We start from the raw sequence: 22,585 nt of genomic DNA on the forward strand, positions 1-22,585 counted from the left end.
TTTTCGGCGGCCTTCCTCACCGGGCTCCCGATCCGGAGCGGAAATCTGACGGAACGGGCGGCTGGACTCTCGGAGCGGGCATCGATCGGGAGGGCACAGGCACGTGGGGACCCGGAACCCGTGCAGGCTGGGGAGCTTCACGACCCAATTTGAACCTGCTGACCTTGGCCATTCCGCCAGCGCCCAGTATCCCGCCAAGAGTCGTGGTGGACGCCGCAAGGGAAGGATCGGAACTAAGCTGCACCAGCTTCGCCCCTTCCTCGTAGTGCGAGAGCTTATGTGCGGGACCTAGGCGGCCTGGGTCTTCCCCTGGGGCCAGGCTCAGCGGATTGGTCATGGTGACCGTGACCCTGTCCTTGGTATCAGCATTGGCTTTGCCGTCGGCACCTGGCACCCAGTCGTCTTTGTGCTCCAAGTGCAAGCTGCCGGTACCCTCTCGCGGCGTGATGCCCCCGACAGGTGATCCTGCCGTCACCACAAACTTGAGGTGGTACTCGTCGAGGAACGCCTTGTCCTTGCTCAGGTTCATTGCATGGATCCCGCCCTGGCTGTGGCCCACCGCCACCACCGACTCGCCCGCAGCAGCACCTGCCTCACGCAGCGCCTGACGGATGGCCTTGCTGGTTTCCGCCGACTCGTAGCCCAGTGCTTCGGCAATGCCGGCCTCATCCAATGGATTACTACCCCCTGGCGGATTGCCCGGTTGAGTACCCGGAATCAACACCACCCATGCCCGTTCTCCGTCCTTATCTACTTGCGCTACTTCAATTTCGCCCTCCGAACTAGCTGAGACACGCCCTAGCTCGCGGAGCAATCCTGGAGCCGACAGGTCCATGCTTTTCGTGGTGGTCTCCCCTCGACTGACGTTGATGGGACGTGGCCTCAGGAACGCCAACCCAGGGGTAGCTACGATGGCTCTCAAAACGGCGCCGACGTCGGTGGGGCCAACCATGGCCCCTACAAGGTTGGCCGCCACCGGGGGCAACCCCATCATCAGTTCCAATATCCGGGTCAAATCCCGGACGACTCCTTCCGTTGCGCCCCGCCAGCCAAGGTCCAGCGGATTCGGACCGGCCCCAAGGACTGGCATTCCCAAGCCCATTCGAAGGCGGATCGCCGCATGTGATTCCGCAAACTCATATTCACGGTGGCTTGCCCTGACATCGCTGCCAATTCGCTGAAGCTGCTCACGAACCCGCCCGATGTCCCGGCCACTTTCCCCGACTGCGATGATGGCGTTGCTTCCGCTTGTGTAGAAGGAGGCTTGATATGGAAAGAGAGCCACCCGCACCGCCTCGGCCTCTATTTCAATGGCCTGCAGTTGGTGCACGAGCTCGTCCAGCGCGGTTGCGCCAGCAAGGAGCTCCTCGAATTGGAAATTGATTCCGCCGACACCGCCACGAATTCGCAGTGGGCCGTCCGGCTCGGGTGCTTTGGGGCGGGGCGACCCACCCCCGCCGACGGGAGCGATCTCGACCATCAGAAGCCCGGCTGGCCGCTCGATGCCACATTCTGGGAATGCCGAAGAGTCACCGCGGCTGCCTCGCGCAAGGCATCGCGCCCGCTTCGCAGGGACGCAGCCTGCAAAGCGACAGTGGTCCTGTAGGCACGGCCCGCGGGCGACTCCCAGCGGTCCAGTTGCAGCTGGGCCAGCTTGCCAAGCACGGCGTCGGCCCGGTCTGCGCAGGCGGTCATCCGCCATCCGAGCTGCTGCACCTCCGCTCCACGCGAAACACTTAGCTGGGAATCCAGATCCGGTCCCCCGGCCGCCACCTGAATGACGCTCATGACGTAGTCCTCCTGTAGGTCCAAGTTGATGTCGTGGCACCGACGTTACGTTGAGCTGCCGTGGGTGCGGAACCGCCTTGATGGGCTATGTGGACAAACTGCCGGAAACATAGTTGTGGAGGGGAAGCCGAGTGGTTTTGCACATAGAGAAGGACCGCTTAATGACGCAGAGCGAGTTCATGAAAGAATTGCCTCATGCCTGAAACCGTCGCCGCCGCTGTTACCCGTACGCCCTCTGGACGCCTGGCCCTTGCCGCTTCGCCGGAGCCGATCGCCCTTGGCCCGCTGGACGGCCGGTACCAGTCCGCCGTCGCTCCCCTGGTCGACTACCTTTCCGAGGCCGCCCTCAACCGCGACCGTGTGGCCGTCGAGGTCGAGTGGCTCATCCATCTGACAGGCAACAATGTGCTCCCTGGCGCCGGCCCCCTGGCCCCCGAACAGCAGGAGAAGCTGCGCGGCATCGTCACCGAGTTCGACGCCGCTTCGGTCACGGAACTCGCCGAAATCGAAGCAGTCACAGTCCACGACGTGAAGGCTGTTGAGTACTACATCTGCCGTCGCCTTCCCGCGATCGGTATCGAGAACCTGACCGCGATGGTGCACTTCGGCTGCACCTCGGAAGACATCAACAACCTCTCCTACGCCTTGGGCGTCAAGGGCGCCGTGGAGGATGTCTGGCTACCCGCGGCCGGCGCCTTGGTGAGGCAGATCGAAGCGATGGCCGAGGAAAACCGCGCCGTCCCCATGCTTTCCCGCACGCACGGCCAGCCCGCCACGCCCACCACATTGGGCAAGGAACTGGCAGTCATCGCGCATCGCCTGAACCGCCAGCTGGACCGCGTTTCCAGGACGCAATACCTAGGCAAGATCAACGGCGCCACCGGCACGTACGCGGCGCACGTCGCTTCCGTTCCGGGTGCCGACTGGCAGGCAATAGCCCAGTCCTTCGTTGAGGGCTTGGGCCTGACCTGGAACCCGCTGACCACCCAGATCGAGAGCCACGATTGGCAGGCCGAGCTCTACGCCGACGTTGCGCGTTTCAACCGCATCCTCCACAACGTCTGCACGGACATCTGGAGCTACATCTCCATCGGATACTTCCGCCAGATCCCGGTCGCAGGCGCCACCGGGTCCTCCACCATGCCGCACAAGGTCAACCCGATCCGCTTCGAAAACGCCGAGGCCAACCTTGAGATCTCCAACGGGTTGTTGGACACTCTGGGCGCCACCCTGGTGACTTCCCGGTGGCAGCGAGACCTCACAGACTCCTCCTCGCAGCGCAACATCGGCGTCGCATTCGGGCACTCGCTTCTTGCAATCTCAAATGTCGCCAAGGGACTGAAGGCCCTGGACGTTGCCGAGGAGGTATTGGCGGCCGATCTCGACACCAACTGGGAAGTCCTGGGCGAAGCCATCCAAATGGTCATGCGGGCGGAGGCCATCGCCGGCGTTGAGGGCATGGAGAACCCGTACGAGCGTCTCAAGGATCTCACCCGCGGCCAGCGTGTCGACGCCGTCCGTATGCAGGAGTTCGTCTCCGGCTTGGGGTTGTCCCCCGAGGCCGAGGCACGGCTGCTGGCCCTGACTCCGGGAAAGTACACCGGTATCGCCAATCAGCTTGTGGACCACCTGAAGTAGAACACAGCGCTGCAGAAACGGTGACAGCCGTTCGACGGCGGGCCAGGGCACCGAGTTCTTGCCCACCGTCGGCGCCTGCTCGGGTCGCTCGCCGGCTGCGCTGCCGACCGATCGGCGTGTCTGGCAGCGCTTGGCTGCCGTGCCTGATTGGCTGAAAGTCACCGGGTCGCAACGCCGCGTGGACCCGGCATTTCCGAATCGACTGTTAGGACTGTGTCAGCATGAGGCTCTTGCTTATCCGCCACGGGCAAACCCCCGGAAACGTCTTGGGCCAATTGGACACAGCGTTTCCCGGTCCGGGGCTGACTGAACTGGGCGAGCGTCAAGCCGCCGCACTCCCTGCATCCCTTGCCAACGAAGACATCACGGCCATCTATGCGTCCACCCTGATCCGCACCCAACTGACCGCCGCCCCGCTCGCCAAAGCCCTGGGACTCGAGACCACCGTGTTGGAGGGTCTGCAGGAGGTCGAGGCGGGTGCTTTGGAGAAGCTCACCGACCACGAATCGCACCACCGGTACATGAGCACGGTTTTTGCCTGGACCGACGGCGAATTGGACGTCCGCATGCCAGGAGCGGGTAACGGTCACGAGTTCTTCGCCCGTTACGACGCAGCCATCGCCAAGGTGGCGGCGGCGGGCGACGAGACCGCCGTCGTGGTCAGCCATGGTGCCGCGATCCGTTGCTGGGCCGGGCGCCGCGCAGTCGATGTCGGCCGCGAGTTCGCCGCCACCCACCAGCTGCAGAACACCGGAATCGTGGTGCTCGAAGGCGACCCGGAGAGTGGCTGGCGTCTGCTGCATTGGGACCAAAGCCCTGTGGGCGGACTTGCCTTGGCCGACCGGACGGCAGAGGATCCCACGGGCGACGCCCTCGAATAACGCCCGTCTGAAGATCAGCCCCACGCGCCGGTATTTCTCCGGACGCTTACGCGGAGGAAACACCGCGGTAACCCCCGCTTCTTAGGCTTGATTTGCATAACCCCCTCCGGCGAAAGAGGTTCCGATGCAGACCAATCCGCGGCTCAACATCAAACAGGTCACCTGGGCCAACCCAGTGGGTGCAGACCTCCGCGCCGCCCAGCAAGCGGAACTGGACGCGCGATTCGGCAACTCAGACCACGAGCCCGGACCCGCACCATCGGAAGCTGATACTGCCGTTTTCGTCGTGGCTTACGAAAAGTGCTCTGGACAGCCCCTGGGTTGCGGCGGCCTGCGGATCTTGGACGCTGAGACTGCAGAAATCAAACGCCTCTACGTTGTCCCTTACGCCAGGGGTTCGGGAGTGGCGAGCTCCATCCTGGCCGCGCTGGAAGCGCAAGCGCACTCCCACGGCTTCAGCGTGATCACAGCGGAAGCGGGATCGGCCCAGTCGGATGGTCGCAGCTTCTACGAAAGCGCCGGCTTCGCCGCAGTGCCCAACTTCGGTCCGTACATCGGCGTCAGCCACTCGCAGTGTTACGCGAAGCCGATCGATTCGCATAGCGCATCGCACACCGCGATGGCCTAAGGACCCCGCCAGATCAATCCAAGGTGCGTCCGCCCTGGGCCAGATGTGCCCGATTCAGGGCTTCGATTTCTTCATCGCTCAGGTCGTCGAAGCTCTTGGCCTCGTGTTTGTCGCTACGGGAGAACCGGACAAACATCAGGATGATGAGGGGAAGGTCCACGATCTCCGCGAGGAACCACATCAGGTCCCCGGCGAGTTGCTGGTCGCGCAGCGGTGATGGGAACCAGCCTGGTTGATTGCCCAAAACTGAGGTGGCGCCGTCGAGAATTCCCGGGCTGAGCCGCATCAGGACGCCCGGCACGGCGTCGGCGAGCAGCTCGATGAATACGAAAATGAACTCGACCACAATGAGTGATCCAGTGCGTCCTGCGCCGTCTTCCATGATCGGAACCGTCATGAGGAGGCCCATGACAGGGACCAGCAAAGTCAGCATGATGTCGGCGGCCGGGTTGGTCCGGAGCACATGGAACAGCGGGGTCAAGAACACCGTGAACATGGCGAGCCCCAGAAGCGCCGCCACGAGTGTGTTACTGAGCATCCGGACCAGCCTGTGCCGGAGAATCGCTTCCACCCGTTCTGCACCCACTGGGCCCAGGGTCTGCCTTGCCAGCGTTAGCGGCTTTCCCAGGCCGATCAACAGCGGTACCACAAACAGGTAAGACGTCACTTTGAGGGTGAAAGCCCACCGCAGGTCGTGGCTGTAGGTGCCCGGGAATCCAAAGCTGAGGGCAGCGAAACTGCCGAGTCCAAGGGCAAAGAAGGCAAAGGAATTCCACAAAGGCCAGCGGATCTCCCGGCGCTTGGCGGCAACCAGGCCCTTTGAATACAGGATTACGGCGGCAACAAGAATGACCAAGGCAGGCCAATTCATTGACCAGGCGCCCATCACAACGTCCAACGGTGGCATGGTCAGCGGTTCCAGCCGGAATGCCTGGCGGTCAGGCCAGCACTACGGTGGGTCTTGTCGATCTTCATGGTTCCTCCAGCGCGTTCCCGGTGTGCCGCATGGTGCGCGAATCGGCGTGTGTCGTGTTGTGCCCTGAACCGGGTGCACCCTATCCATGTTACGGAGTCCCGCCAAGCATGGCACGCTGTACAAGACGCGGGCGCCCGGCCTCGGCTAATCTCGCATTATGGAAAAGGCTGACATCACGTTCCGGACCCGCAAATGGGTACGTCCGGAGGACCTCAACGCCAACGGCACTCTGTTCGGTGGAAGCCTGCTGAAATGGATCGACGAGGAAGCGGCAATCTACGCGATCCTCCAGCTTGGAAACGGCCGCGCCGTCACCAAGTACATCTCCGAAATCAACTTCGTGAGCTCAGCCGTCCAGGGCGATCTGGTGGAAATGGGCCTGACGGCAGTCCGTTTCGGCCGGACCTCACTGACCATGCGGGCGGAGGTGCGCAACATGATCACTCGCGAGAGCATCCTGACCATCGAGGAAATCGTCTTCGTCAACCTCGGGCACGACGGCCGGCCGGAACCGCACGGCTACACGGAAATCACCTACGACCGCGACCGCATCCCCACGCACCACCTGACGCAAGCGCTCCACGAGGACTGAGCGCCCGACGTCGGGCCCTCCAAAAAGCTTGCCAGGAACCAGGGCGCGCGTCGCCCTTCTCGTTGACACTCCCGGAAAACGGGTGCTGGCGGCCGCGAAATTCGCGGCCGCCAGCTTGTATTTCCGGTGACGGGAGTGATGTCATCGGAACCTTTGGGCTGCCCGGGACGGGGCGCGGCGCCTCAGGCGGGGCGGCGATTAGCGCCGGTCGAAGGTAAGACCACCGGGGACCTGGAACGTGGGCATGAGCTCAAGCATGCCCACGTTGACGTGGCGCGGGGTTTCGACGGCGTAGTCGAGGGCGTTGACGATGTCGTCGGTGGTCAGCGACTCGTAGCCTTCGTAGTACGTCTTCCATGCTTCTTCCATGGCTTCAGGCGTGCCACCCATGTTCCGGCCGAAGATCTCGGTTTCCACCCGGCCGGGGCAGATCTCCGTCACGCGGATGCGCTTGCCAACCGTGTCATTCCTGAGCTGCCGGGAGATTTGGTGCACCGCCGCCTTGGTGGCGTGGTAGACCGTGTGGCCGTAGAAGTTGTAGACGCCGGCGATGGAACTGATGTTGATGATGTGGCCGAGGTCGCGCTCCACCATCCCCGGCAGGACCAGCCGCGTGAGCTGAAGCAGGCCTCGAAGGTTGACGTCAATGAGCTCGTCGATGTCCTGCTCGGATGAGTCGAGGAGGTTCCCCGGCCGGGAAACCCCGGCACAGTTGACCAGGACGTCGACCTTCAGGTCACTCACGACGGCGGCCAGGGCTGCCGTGTCGGTCAGGTCCACTACGTGGGGGATGGCTCCCGTACGATCGGCCAATTCACTGAGGCGTTCCTCGTTGCGGGCCACGGCATGAACGGTCAGGCCCCTTTTGGCCAGCCGCTCGGTAATCGCGGCACCCATACCGGTTGACGCTCCGGTGACGAGGGCAGTGTTGTAGTCGGAAAAAGACATTACTTCTCCAAAAGGTGGGGAATGGAGGGCACGAAGTGTGCCCGGAGGTCACAGTGGCGGTTAAGCGTCGCGCAGGGGTTCGTGGGCCCGGTCCTTGACCGTGCTCACGGCTGCAAGCGTGCCGAGGGCCGTGATGACCGCGTAGAAGGCGGGCATGTAGATGTTTCCGGTGCTGCTGATGAGCCAGGTCATCAGCAACGGGGCCGTTCCGCCGAAGAGAGCCGAGGAGATGTTGTAGCCGAGGCCGTAGGCGGAATACCGGACCCTGGTGGGGAACAGCTCAACGATCAGGATGTGGATAACTGCCGTGTGGCCAGCGAAGACAATGGCCATGATGGAGGCGCCAAGGATAGCCAGGCCCATGTTTCCTGTTGCGATGAGGGCGTAGGACGGGATGCCCAGGATGGTCATGGCGATGGCGGAGCCGGCGATGACCTTCTTGCGGCCGATGCGGTCGGACAGGGCGCCCATGAAGGGAATGGCGATGCAGATGACAACCAGGCTGCAGGCGGTGATGAACAGCGCCTCGCCGATAGTGAAGTTCAGCTGCTTGCCCTTGAGGAACGTGGGCATGTAGGAGAACAGGACGTAGTAGCCGGAGCCGTTCATGAGCGGGATGAAGAGGGCCAGAACCATTGCCCGGCGGTGTTCAGCGGACTTGAAGGCTTCCTTGAGCGGGTTCTTGGAAAGGCCGCCCTCTTCCTTGAGCTTGACGAAGTTGGGGGTGTCGCTGATGGCCTTGCGGATGTAAAAGCCGATGACGCCCATGGGAATGGCGACCAGGAACGGGACGCGCCACGCGAAGGAGCCGAAGCCGCCGCCGTCGATGGCAGCCTGGGTGAGCCACGGAGACATGGAGAACGCCACAAGGGTACCGGTGAGCAGGGCTGCGAACGATGCGATCTGCGCGTAGGAGGTGATGATGCCGCGCTTGCCCTCGGGGGCGTGCTCAGCCAGGAAGGTCATGGCTCCGGCGGCCTCGCCGCCAACGGAGAAGCCCTGCAGCATCCGCAAGAGGACCAGCAGCACAGGGGCCGCGACGCCGATGGCCGCGTAGGTGGGCAAGACGCCGATCCCGGCGGTGGCCACGCTGATCAAGAGAATCACGAAGACCAGTAGCTTTTGCCTGCCGATCCGGTCGCCCAGATAGCCACAAACTACTGCGCCAAGGGGCCGGACGAAGAACGATACTGCGTAGCCGGCAAAGACGAACAACAGGGCGTTGTCCGGGTTGCCCGGGGCGAGGAACACCAAGGCAAGCGTTCCGGCCATGAAGGCGAAGATGCCGTTGTCATAGAGTTCCACGAAGATGCCAACGCAGCCTGCGGTGACAACCTTGCGCGTTTGACGGCCCGTGAGCCGTTCATGCTGCACTGGTGCAGCGTTGGTGTTTGCGGTCATGACATTTCCTTCTTGATGTTGAGCGTAGCAACGCCTTGGTTTTGAGGACAGGTTTTTAGCTGCATGCCGCAACCGGGAGGTCCTGCCACTGGGGTCGGCATCCAATGCCAAGTAGTCCGAAGACTGTGTTGACGGATTCGCGGAGTGTTTCAAGCTGCGCCCGCGAGCGCCGATGGGCGGAAGTTGCCTCCGCCACTGTTGTTTTCCTGAAGTGGACCTTGTCGCCCGGGCGGGCTTGAGCAAGGACATCCAGGCCATTACTGGTGACCACAGCGAGGACTGGATATCCGGCAGTGACGCCGCGTCCCCGGTGCAGTACCAGCAGTTCTTCCCGTGAGGGAACCTCGACGGCGCCCACCGGCACCCCGCGTGAAAGCACTTCACCACTTGAGGTTCTTTCCGGAAGTTCACCGCCGAGCCTCAGCCCGATGTGATTGCTCCGGCCACTCACGGCGTACTCCGAAGTGAAGAGCAACTCGCCGGAATCACCGAAGTCGGCGACATCCGGTCCGTCTGTCACGTCGACCAGCAGTTCCGACCCGATGTTCGGCCGTTCAAGGCCAAGGCGGAAGAGTGGAAGGTCGAAGTACGGTTGGCGGACAGGGCCCACGCTGCGGCGGTTGAGGAGTGTGGTTCCTTCCTTGAGCTGCAGCCCGAAGCCCACAACGGTGTCCGGAGCACAACTGCCCAACAACGTAGGTACCTCAACCGAGCCGTGAATGGCCAGGTATGCACGGAGGCCGCGGTTGATTCCCCGGATGGACACCGTCTCGCCGGAACGGACCGAAACCGGTTCCCACTGGCTGCATGGACGCCCTCCGACGGTGAGTGTCAGCGGAGCCCCCGTAACAGCGATCAGGATGTCGGAGTGGGCCTTCATCCTGAAGTCGAGGGCCGTGATCTCCACTAGGGGATCGTTGTCCAGGTTGCCTGCCAGGATGTTGGCGGCCCGGGCCGAATACTGGTCCAGGGCACCGTTGACCGGCAGTCCAAAGCGAGGTCCGCGGAACCGGCCAAGGTCTGTGACCACGGCGTTACCGGGTTGCTGGATGAGAATGCGCCCGCTCATGGCCGTGGTTCCAATTCCCTGCCGACGTACGAGTCGAAATCTCCGGCCTCGATCCGACGGAACCGGAGAAAATCTCCGGGCCTGTAGGGGACCAGCGGTTCACGGCGAATGTTCAGGACGGTCAAAGGGGTTTGCCCGATGACGCACCAACCACCCGGCGCAGCCGCGGGAGCGATGACGGCTTGGCGTCCTGCCACTGCCACTGCTCCTGCCGGGACGCTGAGCCGCGGATCCTTGAGGCGCGGCACAGGCTTGGGGAACGCGGGGCCGTCCATCATGGGCGAGCCGGCAGGAGCACCCAGGCATCGGACCGTGTACGTCTTTTCGGTGTGGAGGCGGATGACTTCCTCCGTGTCGATGCCCTGGTATTCGGCTACTTTCTCCAGATCTGGACCATATTCGCCCCCGTATACCACCGGGACATCAAACTCACGGGGCGCCGTTGCGGCGCCGGCGGAACGGCCCATTTCGAGGAGTCCCAGCTTGACGAACGCGCGAACCTGGCGCGCCGATACCAGGACGGGGTCGAATTCCACCAGCACGGAATCGTAGGTGGGTACCGCGCCGTGAAGGCCCTCGGCACCACAGCTCTCGAGCCAGTCCGCAAGACGGTGGACTGTCTGCCAGTTGTCCTCAGTTGCTTCAGCAAGTGCGACGACGCGCAGTGCGGAGTCTCCGGATTCGTAGATCTCAGTGGGAGCCGCAGTGAGAACGGACATGTCAGGCCGCCTTCCTCTTGGCATCCATGACCTCTGCCAACGGGGCGATCCGGACGCCGGCCGAGATGAGTTCCGAGCGGATGAGCCGGGCGAGTTCGACGGCGCCTGGATTGTCCCCATGAAGCAGGACGGTGTCCGTGGAAATGTCGATGTCGGTGCCGTTGGCGCAGCGGATCTTGCCTTCGCACACCATGCGGACCGTTCGCTCCACAATGGCCGAGGGATCGTGTAGTACGGCGCCGGGCTGGCTGCGGGGAACCAACGTGCCGTCTTCCTGGTATGCGCGGTCGACGATGCCCACAATGGCCACGGCCAAACCGGCGGAACGTGCAGCCTGGGCCAGCTCGCCCTCCTGGGCGACAACGATGAGTTCATTGTCTACGCGGGCGGCGGCCTCAGCCACGGCGGCGGCGTAGTCCCCACGCACGGCTACGAGGTTTCCCAGCCGGCCGTGCGGCGCAATGTGGGTGACCTTGGTTCCGTGGAAAGCCGCGAAGCCGGACAGGGCTCCGAGTTGGTACAACACATCGGAACGTACCTCGTCAGCACTGAGGCCCATGTCCCGGCGGCCGAAGCCACGGAGGTCGGGGAAGCTCGGATGCGCTCCGATGCCGACTCCGCGGCGAACACATTCGGCGACTGTTGCATCCATGATGTCGGGATCGCCTGCATGGAACCCGCAAGCGATATTGGCGCTTGAAACGATCTCCAGAAGATCGGAGTCGCTGCCTATGGTGTACGCACCGAAGCCCTCTCCAAGATCCGCTACAAGATCAATTGTCGGGTTCACGTGTTTCTCTTTCCGTGGTTCTGCATTGGGGTCCGGCAATTCCATACGAACGGCTGGAATATCCGGTGAATTCAGTTGCCTGTTTGATTGAAAGTGTTTGGCTAAAATTCTTCAATCAGAGGAACTGTCGGTAATTCTTTGGTGATAGAAGTCTCGCACCCACGAACTTCGGGCACAAAGACCTATTCGCTATCACGGGATAGCTCCCGGTTATGACCTACGGCACATCCTGTTGGCAGAGACCGCATGCCGCCGGCCCGTCATCGTCGTCCCCTCTACTGAAAGTCGACGACGGCGGGCGGCGAGTGCAGTGGACCTGCCGCGGCCGGAGGGCGATTTGCCCGAAAGTCTCATAGAGTGCTCTTTACGTGACGATCTACTTGTGAGGCAGCGTCCCAAATGCGTCTATGTTTGGGTATCGGGACAATTTGGTTGATGGGAGTCAACGAACTGTCAGTAATGATTGGGAAACGCCACCATGGGGATGTGGATCTCAAATTAGTCGTTGAGAGACAGGTCACACAAAGACGGATTGTGTGTCCCCACATAGAATTTCCTTATGGCATCTATGCCCAGATGCGGGCCTAGAGGAAGGCAGACCCATGGACACGCGGAAGCTCTCATACTTTGTGAAGATCGTCGATTCGGGGAGCATCACCAAGGCCGCCGCGGCGCTGCACGTCGCCCAACCTGCCCTCAGCCAGCAGGTGTCTGCACTGGAAAGCGACCTTAAGCAACGCCTGCTGATCCGCAGCAAACAAGGAGTCGAGCCAACTGCCGCTGGCCACACCCTGTATCGCCATGCCCAGACCATCCTGCGCCTCGTCGAACAGGCACGGCAGGACGTGGCGACGTCCGGAGCGGCACCGTCGGGTAGGGTGTCCATCGCGATCGCACCGTACAGCATGGCCTCCAGCCTGACGCCGCAGATCATCCGAGAGGTTGGCCGGCGTTACCCGGACATTGTGGTGCACCTGACGGAGATCTTCGGCGGCGTGCTGAGCGAGGCAATTAAGAATGGCCGCCTCGACATGGCCCTGATCTACGAGCCAGGGAAGATCCGTGGAGTGCAGTTCACCACCATGATTGTGGAAGACCTTCACTTGGTGACCCATGAGGATGTCGATGTGACCCATGGTCGAACAACCGTCACCCTTGAAGAAGCCAGCAGCCTTGGACTGTTCCTCCCCGAAAAGAACCACACCCTGCGCCAGATCATCGAGAAGGGATTGGCCGACCGGGGGTTGCCCCTGCGGCTCGTAGGAGAAGTGGAATCCGTTCCCTCGCTTATTCGGCTCATTCGCGCGAACCTCGGGGCCACGGTCCTGCCGAAATCCGCGGCCGATGCGCTCTTCCCCGATGAGAACTTCAAGGTATTGCGGATCATCGAACCCGCTCTACAGAGCAAGATTGCCCTGTGCACCCCCGACCATGAGCCGCTGTCCGAGGCCGCCTCGGCCGTGCTCATCCTGGTCAAGGAGATGCTGCAGCAACAACTGATCAGCAAATACGCGGCGGATCCGTCTTGATGGGATAGTCCGGTGAGAGTTGCATCTACATCAGATTATGTTCAGGCTGCTGTCGGTGCGGCAATGGGCGTGAGCCGTTTATTTACCGTTGCCCGCATTGATCTGGTCGGCCTTAAGCCGGGCCGCTGCTGCTTTGCCGGGGTCGCCGATCCGATCGTAAACTCCGGCCATGATCGACCATGGTAGAGGTGAAGATGGTGACTGCGTTGCGGCGGTCTGCAGGTCAGTGAGGCTTTGTTGGGGGTTTCCGAGGCCGAAGTTCGTTACGCCGCGTTGGATGTACAGGGCGGTTGTGTAGGGGGCGCGGGTGATGAGGGTATCGAGGTGACTTTTTGCGGCCTGGAGGTTGCCGGTGTGCATGTATCCGATGGACAGGGCCAGGCCGGCTTCGATCGAGCCCGGCGTCCCGCCCAGGGAGATTTTTGCCCACTCAACGGCCCGAGCGGCGGCTTCGGGGTTTCCGTCGGCGGCTGGCCCGGCGAATGCCTGGGCGGCAAGTAGGGCAGTGTCGCTGTCCCAGGGCCGCAATGAGTACGCGGATTGGAATTGATGTTCCGCCCCGGCGGTGTCGCCGTCTCGGGCCAAGTGGGCTCCTGCGTCCATTGGCCATTCCGCGGCGGTCGCCGGCAGGGCAAAGGCAAACCCCGTGGCGATCGCGCCGGCGCCCAGGGCGAAACGGAGGCGCCCGGACCGCAGCTTCTCAGCTACAAGACCGAATTTTCCGGTAAGTAACGGAGCCTGTCGGGTGGTTGTTGCGATTAGTCCGCCGCAGAGGAAGACGGCGAGCGGGGTGGTGCCCGGCGAGGTGAAGCCTGTTAGCAGTCCTGCGCCGTAGCCGGCCATGGCGGCGAACGGCCCGATCAGGTTGATTCGTTGCTGATCGTCCGCGGTGCGGATCCGGTGAACAGCGGCGGCCAGGACCGACGCGGCCAGCAGCAAGGCCAACAGGAGTAGCGGGATCCCGCCCGCCAGTAATGCCTGCAGGAGCCAAAGGTGGGGGGAGTCCGGCGGAAAGTCTCCGCCTGTTTGGATGGCCCATTGCTGGTTTTGATAGGCCGGGAAGACGTCAACGAAACCGCTCGGTCCCACTCCGGACCATGGGTGGTCTGCGGCCATCTTCAATGACTGCGCCCAGAGAAGCCAGCGGCCCGTTATCGTTGAGCCGGTCATTAGCCGTTCGCGGAGCCCGGGAACGAGTAGAACCAAAAGTCCTGCCCCGACCACTGCACTGATCGCCGTCGTTACTGTCCGACGGTCGATTCGTCCCTCTCCGAGCACGACCCCCAGTACGAGGATGATTATCGCAACAATCAGGCCCAGGAGCGCCGCTCTTGATCCTGATAGAACGGTCGTGAGCACCGCCGCAACACATCCTGCGGACAGAAACCAGTTGGCGCGACCGCCCCGGACGGCTGGTAGAGCCAGTACGGCCGTGATCATCAGACCCACCAACCCCTGGTCGGAGGCGTTCCCGAGCGTCGCACCGGGGCGGAGGTCCGCAGCACCGCCGAGAGGACGCAGCCCCATTGATTCCAGGGAAGAAACTACGGCCAAAATAACGGACACGCCTGCTAGAGCGCGGAGGAACACGAGCCAACGGTGGTTCTGCTCCGGTCCTCCCAGCACGTTGGCGCCCAAAACCATCAGCCCTGCGTAAACGCCCAGCACGAGCAGGCCTTCATATCGTGGCCATCGTCCAAGCAAGGCCGCGGCCGGATCGGCAGAGGACAGTGCCGCCACCAACAGGACCGTCGCGCCGGCACCCACAATGAACCGGACGGATCTCGGCACCCGTCCGCCGGCGCCGACGAATAGCCCGGCGCCGAGTGCCAGCAGGAGGACAAGGATCTTGGGCCAGTCGAACCTGAACAATCCGCCTGGCAGGAACACCAGTAAGGAGCCGGCCATAAGCCAGATGCAAAGAGCCGGGGCCGGGCTCAGGTTCCTCGGGCTAATCCGGGTTTTCACGCATCTCCTCGGCAAAGTGGGGCAACGAACCTTTTTACCATGCATCGGATGAGCCGGCCGTCCGGTTAGTCGGTTGAAAGTGCGTGTGAATTGTGTCGCATATGGGAGAGGCAGTCCGCTATAGTCTGAAAAGTCTGCTTTATAACGGACATCGGTTGGCGGGCAATTTCCGTCGTATGCACATTGGGGGCTCTACATGCACGTCCGTATGCTTAAATTGAGGCGGGTTACCGCCGTTCTCGCCGCGGTTATCGCCGCGCTTCTATTCGCAGGCAACATCCCGGCCCAAGCTACGGTGGCCACCACGGCAACCATCAGCGGAACTGTCACCGCACCCGCCGGAGTCGCGCTGACGTCCACCACCGTTTCTGCGACGGGCGTGGGAACCGACTCGTTTGGGGGGGCTGTTTCGGTTGCCGCGGACGGAACCTACCAGCTCACCGGGCTGGCGGCCGGGTCTTACAACCTGCATTTTTCCGGCTCGGGCGCAGTGGATCAGTGGTACGCCAATGCCTCGTCCCAGGCCACGGCCACGGCCGTTACCGTCACCGCCGGCCAGAACCTGACCGGCATCAACGCCACCCTGGTCAAAGCCGCCACGATCAGCGGAACCGTCACCGCACCCGCCGGAGTCACCCCGACATCCACTAGCGTTTTTGCATCGGGCGTCGGGAACAGCTCCTTCGCGTATGCTTCGGTTGCCGCGGACGGCACCTACAAGCTCGCAGGCCTGCCGGCCGGGTCCTATGACCTGGAATTCTCCGGCAACAACAGCGGCGCCCTGGACCAGTGGTACTCCAATGCCTCGTCCCAGGCCACGGCCACTGCGGTCACCGTCACCACCGGCCAGGACTTGAGCGGCATCAACGCCACCCTGGTCAAGGAAGCCACGATCAGCGGAACCGTCACCGCACCCGCCGGAGTCACTCTGACCTCCGTCTCCGTCTCCGCGTCGGCTGTCGGCTCGACGGCAAACTCGGTGTTCGCCTCAGTTGGCGCGGACGGCACCTACAAGCTCCGCGGGCTGCCGGCTGGGTCCTATGACCTGCAGTTCTCAGGCAACAACAGCGGCTTCTTCTTCGGCAACAACAGCGGCGCCCTGGATCAGTGGTACAACAACGCAGCGACCGCGGCCACCGCCACGGCGGTCACCGTCACCACCGGCCAGGACCTGACCGGCATCAACGCCACCATGGTCAAGGGCGCGACCATCAGCGGAACCGTCACCGCACCGGCCGGAGTCAACCTGACCTCAGTGACGGTCTCCGCGCGCGCTGTCGGGAGTAGCCCGATGCAATACGTTCCGTCCACCTCAGTTGCCCCGGACGGAACCTACAAGGTCACCGGGCTGGCACCCGGGTCTTACAACCTGGAATTCTCCGGCAACGACAGCGGCGCCCAGGATCAGTGGTACAACAACGCAGCGACCGCAGCCACCGCCACGGCGGTCACCGTCACCACCGGCCAGGACCTGACCGGCATCAACGCCACCATGGTCAAGGAAGCCACGATCAGCGGAACTGTCACCGCACCCGCCGGAGTCACCCTGACCTCCGTCTCCGTCTCCGCGTCGGCTGTCGGCTCGACGGCAAACTCCGTGTCCGCCTCAGTTGGCGCGGACGGCACCTACAAGCTCCGCGGGCTGCCGGCTGGGTCCTACAACCTGGAATTCTCCGGCAACAACAGCGGCTTCTTCGGCAACGCCAGCGGCGCCCTGGATCAGTGGTACAACAACGCAGCGACCGCGGCCACCGCCACGGCGGTCACCGTCACCACCGGCCAGGACCTGACCGGCATCAACGCCACCATGGTCAAGGGCGCGACCATCAGCGGAACCGTCACCGCACCCGCCGGAGTCAACCTGACCTCAGTAACGGTCTCCGCGCGCGCTGTCGGGAGTAGCCCGATGCAGTACGTTCCGCCGGCCTCAGTTGCCCCGGACGGAACCTACAAGGTCACCGGGCTGGCACCCGGGTCTTACAACCTGGAATTCTCCGGCAACAACGCCGGCGCGCTAGATCAGTGGTACAACAACGCAGCAACCGCCGCCACCGCCACGGCCGTCACCGTCACCACCGGCCAGGACGTGACCGGCATCAACGCCACCATGGTCAAGGGCGCCACGATCAGCGGAACCGTCACCGCCCCGGCCGGAGTGAATCTGATCCCCACCTTCGTCTACGCGTCGGCTGTCGGTTCGACGGTAAATTCCTCGTACACCCAAATCGGTACGGACGGCACCTACAAGCTCACTGGACTGCCGGCCGGATCCTACAACCTGCATTTCTCCGGCAACAACACCGGCGCGCTGGATCAGTGGTACAACAACGCAGCCACCGCGGCCACCGCCACGGCTGTCGCCGTCACCACCGGCCAGGACCTGACCGGCATAAACGCCACCCTGCTCAAGGGGGCCACGATCAGCGGAACCATCACCGCACCCGCCGGAGTGAACCTGACCTCCGTAACGGTCTCCGCATGGCTTGTCGGTAACGTTCAACTTGGTCCTCCCGCATCGGCGCAGGTAGCAGCGGACGGCACCTACAAGCTCATCGGCCTGCCCGCAGGGTCCTACAACCTGGACTTCTCCGGGTACAACTCCGGGGCCGTGGATCAGTGGTACAACAATGCACCGTCTGCTGCCACCGCCACGGCGGTCACCGTAACCGCCCAGCAGAATCTGACCGGCATCAACGCGACCCTGGTCAAGGGAGCCACGATCAGCGGAACCGTCAGCGGTGTCGGCGTCGGTGCCGGGGGTTACCTTCCTGTGACCGTCCAGGACGGTGCCGGCAACACCGTGAAGACTGCCATCGCTGATTATTCTTCGGGTGCTTACAGCATTGACGGTCTCGCGACCGGGTCGTACAAGATTGCCTTCAACCGGGCCAGTGGTTCCTCGCTGGCAGAGGCACAGTTCTATCAGAATAAGCCCGAGTCCGCAGGATCTGGGGCAGCCTCTGTGCTCTCCGTCACGGCCGGCCAAACCGTACCGGATGTCAATGCAGGCCTGGTAAAAGGGGGGAGCATCAGCGGAACCGTCACCGACGACACCGGCCAACCCCTCGCCGGATCTATGATTCACGCCTACACCAAAGACGGTTCGCTCGTCACCCGATCCACTCACACCGACGCCACGGGCAAATTCAGCGTCGGTGGTCTGAGTACCGGCAATTATCTCCTGGACGTTGTCCCCCCGGGCAGCCGGTCCTCCCTTGGAAAGCTCTATTCCGGCAATACCGCCACCGAAGCCGCAGCGGTGCCAGTAACAGTCGGGGTCGGCACGGACACGCCAGTGGGCGAACTTTCCTACAAGGCCGCCCCGAGCCCGGTCCAAGCCACACCCGCCCCTGTAGTGTTCACGGACAAGGACGGCACGAAGGACGACAACTACACGGTCCCGGCCACGACCGGCGTCGACTACCTCCTCGGCGCCACCATCGTCCCGGCCGGCACATACCCGGGCACCGGGACCGTCACTGTCACCGCCCAGGCCCAAGCGGGCTACGTCCTGACTACGGGTGCTACCGCATCATGGACCCACGTCTTTACGGCCGCCTCTGCAGGAGAATCCGGGACGCAGGTACCGGTTACTCCGTTCCGGGCATTGGATACCCGTTCCGGTGCGCCGGTGGGTGCTGATTCGCCGGTGTCCTTCCAGGTCGGCGGGGTGAACGGGATTCCCGCGAACGTCTCCGCTGTGACGTTCAACCTCACGGTCACCGATCCCCAGTCCTTCGGTTTCGCCGCGGCCTACGCCTCCGGCACCAACCGTCCGAACTCCTCCAACGTGAACTTCGCCCGCGGACAGACCGTTCCGAACTCCGTGACCGTCCCGGTCGGGGCAGACGGGAAAGTCACGCTCTTCAACCGCTCCGGGGGTTCGACGAATTTCATCGCCGACGTCTCCGGTTACTACATTGCCGGAACGCCGACGGTGGCGGGTGCGTTCCAACCCACTGCCCCGTTCCGGGCGTTGGACACCCGTTCCGGTGCTGCGGTGGGTGCTGACTCGCCGGTGTCCTTCCAGGTCGGCGGGGTGAACGGGATTCCCGCGAACGTCTCGGCCGTGACGTTCAACCTCACGGTCACCGATCCCCAGTCCTTCGGTTTCGCCGCGGCCTATGCTTCCGGCACCAACCGTCCGAACTCCTCCAACGTGAACTTCGCCCGCGGACAGACCGTTCCGAACTCCGTGACCGTCCCGGTCGGCGCGGACGGGAAAGTCACGCTCTTCAACCGCTCCGGGAGTTCGACGAATTTCATCGCCGACGTCTCCGGTTACTACATTGCCGGAACGCCGACGGTGGCGGGTGCGTTCCAACCCACTGCCCCGTTCCGGGCGTTGGACACCCGTTCCGGTGCTGCGGTGGGTGCTGACTCGCCGGTGTCCTTCCAGGTCGGCGGGGTGAACGGGATTCCCGCGAACGTCTCGGCCGTGACGTTCAACCTCACGGTCACCGATCCCCAGTCCTTCGGTTTCGCCGCGGCCTATGCTTCCGGCACCAACCGTCCGAACTCCTCCAACGTGAACTTCGCCCGCGGACAGACCGTTCCGAACTCCGTGACCGTCCCGGTCGGCGCGGACGGGAAAGTCACGCTCTTCAACCGCTCCGGGAGTTCGACGAATTTCATCGCCGACGTCTCCGGTTACTACCTGCACTAAACTCACGCCCCTGCCGTGTCGGTATTGGAGTGCGGCGGGAACGGAAGGTCTTCCCGAGACGCGGGCGTTCGTCATCAAGGGGTCCCCTGACCTTGAACGAACGCCCCGTCCAGACCGCAACGAACAGCGATAGCTCAGCTTGATGTAAGTCCTCCACCAGTCGACAAAGGGCTCCAACCTTCGGGTTGGAGCCCTTCGTCGTAACCATGAAATCAGTCCTTGCCACGCGAACACCGACATGTCCTGCCGGCCCGCGTTACAGGTGAAGCACCCCTGGCCGACTGCATAATCGCCAGGGCGCACCGGAGGCCCGCCATCGCCGGTCCGTTAGGCACGCGCGCGCCACGAGGCTTGATCCATCCATAACATTGCCTTATCCGGACAGACATCTTTGGTCTTATTCATCGGCGTTTTTATTTCCTAATATCGAATTATCAAGTAATTCGAAAGCGGCTCACGGATTCCGTGAACCCAATCAAAGGAACAACGGTGAAAAGGATCAGCCAGACCAGCTGGGTTTCGAATCCAACCCTCGGAACGATCAGTGCACGGACCGGATTCCACTGCCCAAGGAATGGTTTCTGGCGTCCTTTAGGTGGCGTGGGCGAACCCCTCTTCGTCTTCGAAGGAAGCCTCATGCCGGCCCACGCTGGAAACAGCATTGAGTGGCATCTGGTCGACGCCCGCCCAGGACACCCCGGATTGGACTGATTCAGCTAGCCACGCCGCTGAACTAGCCACACCGCCGCGCAAGTCACAGCGCTGCGCCGGCCACCCGCCGTCGTCGGCTACCTCCAACCCAGCCCAACTACGCAAGGCGCCGTGCCACTGGCAAGGCGCCTTCTTCGTACCCGGAAACAGGCACCCCTGTAGCCCTGCCTCCCACCCTGGCAGACGCGCAACGGGCCGGCCACCGCATTCGGTGACCGGCCCCAGCGAGACAATCAGTCTTCGACCAAGAGTCCCTTGGCCTTCAGCTTCTCCGTCAGACCGCACAACTCGATGGTGGTGCCTCCGGCGTGGTACGCCTTGATCAGCTCGCGTTCGGCGTCGTCGCGGGCCTGGGAGAGCGCGATGACCTCCTCAGCTTCCTCGCGACGCACCACCACGACGCCGTCGGCGTCACCGCGGAGGATGTCGCCGGGGTAGATGATCTCGTCGCCGAAGACGAGCGCGTGGTTGATCGGGCCAAGGGTTTCCTTGACCGTGCCCTTGATGCAGACGCTGCCGGAGAAAACAGGCAGGCCCAGCTCGATGAGGTCCTGGGTGTCACGCACACCGGAATCGGTCACCATGGCCGCAATGCCCTTGGCCTTCATGGCGTTGCCCAGCACGTCGCCGAACGTGCCGGCGTCGGAAAATTCCTGCGCTCCCACCAGGACAACGTCGCCGGCCTGGGCGTAGTGGATGGCAACCTGCAGCATGAGGTTGTCTTGCGGGGCACAGGCCACGGTGACCGCCGGGCCGCAGAAGGACATCGAGCGGTCGATCGGCTTGATCTTCGAGCTCAGCGCGCCGCGGCGGCCCTGTGCTTCGTGGATGGTCGCGGAGGAGAACGCCGCGAGGCGGCTGACGAGGTCGGCGTCGGGCCTCTGGAATTTGGTCTTTACGTGGATCATTTCCTGCATCTTTCTATTGGCTGACTTCTGTGCTGCCCGTAGGCCTTAGTTGAGGGCGCTGACTGCCTTGCGGATCGAGTCCACGCCAGCGTTGATGGTCTCAAGCGATGTGGCGAAGGAGATCCGGAAGTAGGGGCCGAGTCCGTAGGCCGAGCCCTGGATGACGGCCACCGCGGCCGCGTTGAGGAGGTACAGCGTGAAGTCCTGGTCGTTTTCCATGACCGTGCCGTCCGGAGCGGTCTTGCCAATGACGCCGCTGCAGTTCACGTAGGCGTAGAAGGCGCCGTCGGCCGGCGCGACGGACAGCCCCTCAATGGCGTTGAGGCCTTCGACGGCGACGTCCCGGCGTTTGCGGTACACCTCCACGCTGTCCCGGACGAACGACTGGTCGCCGTTCAGCGCAGCTGCCGCGGCTGCCTGGCTGATGGAGGACGGGCAGGAGGACGTCTGCGACTGCAGCTTGTTCATGGCGGCGATCAAGGGTGCAGGGCCCACGCCGTAGCCAATGCGCCAACCGGTCATTGCGTAGGCCTTGGAGACACCGTTGACCAGCAGGATACGGTCGCGCAGGGTTGGAACCGCCGTGACGAGGCTGATCACCCGGCCGTCGCCGAAATGGATTTCGTCATAGATCTCGTCGGTGAGGATATAGACGTGCGGGAATTCCTCAAGGACGGCACCAAGGGCCTGCAGTTCTTCGCGCGAGTACACGGCGCCCGTCGGGTTGGACGGTGCGTTGAGGATAAGCCACTTGGTCTTGGGCGTGATGGCTTCCTTCAGGGCGGCCGGAGTCAGCTTGAAGCCGGCGTCTTCTCCGCAAGCGACGATCACCGGAGTGCCGTCGTTGGCGAGGACCATGTCCGGATAGGACACCCAGTACGGTGCGGGGACGATCACTTCGTCGCCCACGTTGAGCGATGCCATCAGGGCTACGTATAGGACCTGCTTGGCGCCGCCGCCGATGGTCAGTTGGTTCGGTTCGTAGTGCGCGCCGGTGTGGCTTTCGATCCTGCGGAGGATTGCGGTCTGCAGTTCGGGCGTGCCAGTCACCGAGGTGTATTTGGTTTCGCCTGCCTTGATTGCCTCGATGGCGGCCGCTTTGATGTGGTCAGGGGTGTCGAAGTCCGGTTCGCCGACGGTCAGGTCGATGATCGGGATACCTTCAGCTCGCAGTTCGCGGACGCGGGCAGCGGCCGCAACGCTCGCTGAGGACTTGATGCGGGTGACCCTCGACGCCGGCAGGTAGTCGGACATTGTCTCCTCCAGAATCGTAAAACTCAGGACTCGCGGATTCGCGAATCCCCAATTCGAGACTAGGCATTGCCGGGCGCCGTGGATAAGACCTAATGTGCGTGGATCAATAAGGGGCACTT

General features: G+C 63.1%; 17 protein-coding genes. 6 read left to right on the forward strand and 11 right to left on the reverse strand.

Going from position 1 to position 22,585, the window contains the following annotated elements:
• Positions 1-16: 16 nt before the first annotated feature.
• Together LFT43_RS19495 and LFT43_RS19500 are read right to left on the reverse strand one after the other, a co-directional pair.
• Positions 17-1,480, reverse strand: coding sequence for a hypothetical protein (locus LFT43_RS19495; protein WP_395799675.1), 1,464 nt, complete (start codon positions 1,478-1,480; stop codon positions 17-19).
• Complete coding sequence (locus LFT43_RS19500; RefSeq protein WP_395799677.1) at positions 1,480-1,788, reverse strand: hypothetical protein; 309 nt, start codon at positions 1,786-1,788, stop codon at positions 1,480-1,482. The genes LFT43_RS19495 and LFT43_RS19500 overlap by 1 nt, the downstream gene beginning before the upstream one ends.
• 195 nt (positions 1,789-1,983) lie before the next feature.
• Here LFT43_RS19500 and purB point away from each other — a divergent pair, with 195 nt between their 5' ends.
• The 3 genes from purB to LFT43_RS19515 all read left to right on the forward strand — a co-directional run bounded on the left by purB (position 1,984) and on the right by LFT43_RS19515 (position 4,935).
• Positions 1,984-3,426, forward strand: coding sequence for an adenylosuccinate lyase (gene purB, locus LFT43_RS19505; RefSeq protein WP_395799679.1), 1,443 nt, complete (start codon positions 1,984-1,986; stop codon positions 3,424-3,426).
• 221 nt (positions 3,427-3,647) lie between these two features.
• A complete protein-coding gene (locus LFT43_RS19510) occupies positions 3,648-4,307 on the forward strand; it encodes a histidine phosphatase family protein (RefSeq protein WP_395799681.1) in 660 nt (219 codons plus the stop codon).
• Between the two features lie 124 nt (positions 4,308-4,431).
• Positions 4,432-4,935, forward strand: coding sequence for a GNAT family N-acetyltransferase (locus LFT43_RS19515; protein WP_395799683.1), 504 nt, complete (start codon positions 4,432-4,434; stop codon positions 4,933-4,935).
• Between the two features lie 13 nt (positions 4,936-4,948).
• On the opposite strand, the gene LFT43_RS19520 is transcribed toward LFT43_RS19515, so the two are convergent.
• Positions 4,949-5,842, reverse strand: coding sequence for a cytochrome c oxidase assembly protein (locus LFT43_RS19520; protein ID WP_395799685.1), 894 nt, complete (start codon positions 5,840-5,842; stop codon positions 4,949-4,951).
• A gap of 226 nt (positions 5,843-6,068) precedes the next feature.
• Between LFT43_RS19520 and LFT43_RS19525 the strand changes: the two genes are divergently transcribed.
• Positions 6,069-6,503, forward strand: a complete 435-nt coding sequence (locus LFT43_RS19525; protein WP_184740220.1) for an acyl-CoA thioesterase — start codon at positions 6,069-6,071, stop codon at positions 6,501-6,503.
• 198 nt (positions 6,504-6,701) lie between these two features.
• Here the strand turns inward: LFT43_RS19525 and LFT43_RS19530 are convergent, their stop codons facing one another.
• The 5 genes from LFT43_RS19530 to LFT43_RS19550 are packed head-to-tail and all read right to left on the reverse strand — an operon-like array spanning position 6,702 to position 11,430.
• On the reverse strand, positions 6,702-7,451 hold the full coding sequence (locus LFT43_RS19530; RefSeq protein ID WP_395799688.1) for an SDR family oxidoreductase: 750 nt from the start codon (positions 7,449-7,451) through the stop codon (positions 6,702-6,704).
• Positions 7,452-7,511: 60 nt separating this feature from the next.
• Positions 7,512-8,852: an MFS transporter gene (locus tag LFT43_RS19535; RefSeq protein ID WP_395799690.1), complete on the reverse strand. Its 1,341-nt coding sequence runs from the start codon at positions 8,850-8,852 to the stop codon at positions 7,512-7,514.
• Positions 8,853-8,907: 55 nt separating this feature from the next.
• On the reverse strand, positions 8,908-9,921 hold the full coding sequence (locus LFT43_RS19540; RefSeq protein ID WP_395799692.1) for a biotin-dependent carboxyltransferase family protein: 1,014 nt from the start codon (positions 9,919-9,921) through the stop codon (positions 8,908-8,910).
• Positions 9,918-10,640 carry an allophanate hydrolase subunit 1 gene (locus tag LFT43_RS19545; RefSeq protein WP_395799695.1) on the reverse strand — a complete coding sequence of 241 codons (723 nt, stop codon included), beginning with the start codon at positions 10,638-10,640 and terminating at the stop codon, positions 9,918-9,920. Before LFT43_RS19545 ends, LFT43_RS19540 begins: the two co-directional genes overlap by 4 nt.
• 1 nt (position 10,641) lies before the next feature.
• The gene (locus LFT43_RS19550) at positions 10,642-11,430 is read right to left on the reverse strand and encodes a LamB/YcsF family protein (protein WP_395799697.1); all 789 of its coding nucleotides are present in this window, start codon (positions 11,428-11,430) and stop codon (positions 10,642-10,644) included.
• Positions 11,431-12,032: 602 nt separating this feature from the next.
• Between LFT43_RS19550 and LFT43_RS19555 the strand changes: the two genes are divergently transcribed.
• Positions 12,033-12,959: a LysR substrate-binding domain-containing protein gene (locus LFT43_RS19555; protein ID WP_395799699.1), complete on the forward strand. Its 927-nt coding sequence runs from the start codon at positions 12,033-12,035 to the stop codon at positions 12,957-12,959.
• Positions 12,960-13,037: 78 nt separating this feature from the next.
• Here the strand turns inward: LFT43_RS19555 and LFT43_RS19560 are convergent, their stop codons facing one another.
• Positions 13,038-14,927 carry an O-antigen ligase family protein gene (locus tag LFT43_RS19560; protein ID WP_395799701.1) on the reverse strand — a complete coding sequence of 630 codons (1,890 nt, stop codon included), beginning with the start codon at positions 14,925-14,927 and terminating at the stop codon, positions 13,038-13,040.
• A 208-nt stretch (positions 14,928-15,135) separates the two neighbouring features.
• Here LFT43_RS19560 and LFT43_RS19565 point away from each other — a divergent pair, with 208 nt between their 5' ends.
• Entirely contained in the window at positions 15,136-19,593 is a 4,458-nt protein-coding gene (locus LFT43_RS19565; RefSeq protein ID WP_395799703.1) for a beta strand repeat-containing protein, read from the forward strand.
• A 944-nt stretch (positions 19,594-20,537) separates the two neighbouring features.
• On the opposite strand, the gene LFT43_RS19570 is transcribed toward LFT43_RS19565, so the two are convergent.
• The gene (locus LFT43_RS19570; protein ID WP_395799705.1) at positions 20,538-21,212 is read right to left on the reverse strand and encodes a 4-carboxy-4-hydroxy-2-oxoadipate aldolase/oxaloacetate decarboxylase; all 675 of its coding nucleotides are present in this window, start codon (positions 21,210-21,212) and stop codon (positions 20,538-20,540) included.
• Between the two features lie 45 nt (positions 21,213-21,257).
• A complete protein-coding gene (locus tag LFT43_RS19575) occupies positions 21,258-22,466 on the reverse strand; it encodes an aspartate transaminase (protein WP_395799707.1) in 1,209 nt (402 codons plus the stop codon).
• Positions 22,467-22,585 lie beyond the last annotated feature (119 nt).

The organism is Arthrobacter sp. FW306-04-A, from assembly GCF_044358315.1.
GTDB lineage: Bacteria > Actinomycetota > Actinomycetes > Actinomycetales > Micrococcaceae > Arthrobacter.